Source organism: Micromonospora sp. LOL_023, assembly GCF_048060115.1.
Taxonomy (GTDB): Bacteria; Actinomycetota; Actinomycetes; order Mycobacteriales; family Micromonosporaceae; genus Micromonospora_E.
In genome coordinates, this window is the sequence record NZ_JBHMIM010000159.1 from 1 (window position 1) to 1,493 (window position 1,493).

Sequence of the window (1,493 nt, forward strand, 5' to 3'; positions counted from 1 at the left end):
GGTCAGCGCTGCCCGGCGCGGTCGTGTCGGTCGACCCGGCAGCGGCACCCGAGCCGTCGACAGCCCGGCCGTTGCCCTGACCCGCAGCCCCCTGACCCGCAGCCCCCTGACCGGCGGCCCCCTGCTGGGTCTGGAAGCCGGTCCCGAGCCCGACCAGACCAGGAACCCCGCCGCCTGCCAGTACGTTCCCAGCCGCATAGTCGAGGAGCCGGTCATCCTCGTCGTCGGTCGCCCAGCCCTGGGAACCGTCATCAGACCAGACACCCGACCCGTCATCGCCGAGCAGCCGCTGCTCCGACACCTCCCCGATCCAGGAGGCCTCCTGGTCGTCGTCACCGGCCACACTGTCGGTGTCACCGACCAACGTCGCATCGTCACTGACGAAACTGTCGTCATCCCCGACCAACGTCGCATCGTCACCGACGAAACTGTCGTCATCCCCGAACCGCGTCGCGTCACCGCCGTGGACCGAATCGCTGTCACCCCAGGGCAGCCGGCCCTCGGCGGTATCCGACACGTCCCGGCCCTCCACGGACCCGCCGTCATCGGGCAACGGCCGGAACGCGTCGTCCCAACCGGTCATCGACGGCAGATTCACCGACTCCGCGAGCTGAGTGGGAGTCGACGCGTTGGACTCGTGCAGACCACTCACGAAGGCACTCGTCGCGGTACCCCACCGCACTTCGATCGGCGCACCGACCGCGGCCTGCCCGGCCAGCTCCGCGGGAATCGCCACCGCGGCCTGCGCCCCACCCTTGGTGAGGATCGACCCGGTCCGGAAGACCCAGTCGCTCTTGATGAACACGGTGCCGTCGGGCAGCGCCCGGTCGATCTTCGCGACCTTCCCCGCGGCCCATCCGATCAACGACTGGGCACCGAAGTTCGTCAGACCGGCCGCGCCGGCCTGGATGACCGTCTGGATGGCCGCGGCCCGGATCGCGTCCCAGTTGACACCCTCCCGGTAGTTCCGGTCATTCTGGACAGCCTGGATCAGCAACATCAGCAGCGGCTCCTGCGCCAACTCCTGCGCGACCTCGACAAAGATCTGCCGGAGGATCGCCGTGATGACGGCCCGGAATCCAGCGACGACCGCAGGGATCGCGAGCGCCCCGAACAGGGAATAGATCAGCCAGGCCAGCTGGATCGCGAGCAGCGCCAACTGGATGCCAATCATGATCTTGGCTTCCTGAAGATCAGCCGCGCCGTTCTTCAGGTCCTTACGCATCTCCTCGACGGCACCGCGCAGGTAGTCGATGTTCTGAACAACCCGCTCAAGGGACTCGTCGACTCCATCGGCGAACCTCCCGGAGAGAACATCCGGCGCCACCGAACGCTGCTGCACGACCTTCGCACGGGCAGCATCCAACGCGTCACGCAGCTTCTCCCACTCCCTGGAGTGGTCCACCAGACCGCTTTCACTCCCGACCGGCCACCGCTGACCGACGAAGAACTCCAAAATATGATTCAGCCACGACGGAATCTGGACATCCAAG

The 1,493-nt window shown here is 67.0% G+C and carries 1 protein-coding gene; it reads right to left on the minus strand.

Annotation, left to right across the window (positions count from 1 at the left end; all coding sequences use genetic code 11):
• Positions 1-1,405: hypothetical protein (locus tag ACFHVL_RS31245; protein ID WP_416632221.1), on the minus strand; the 1,405-nt coding region annotated here is incomplete at its 3' end.
• Positions 1,406-1,493: the final 88 nt, after the last annotated feature.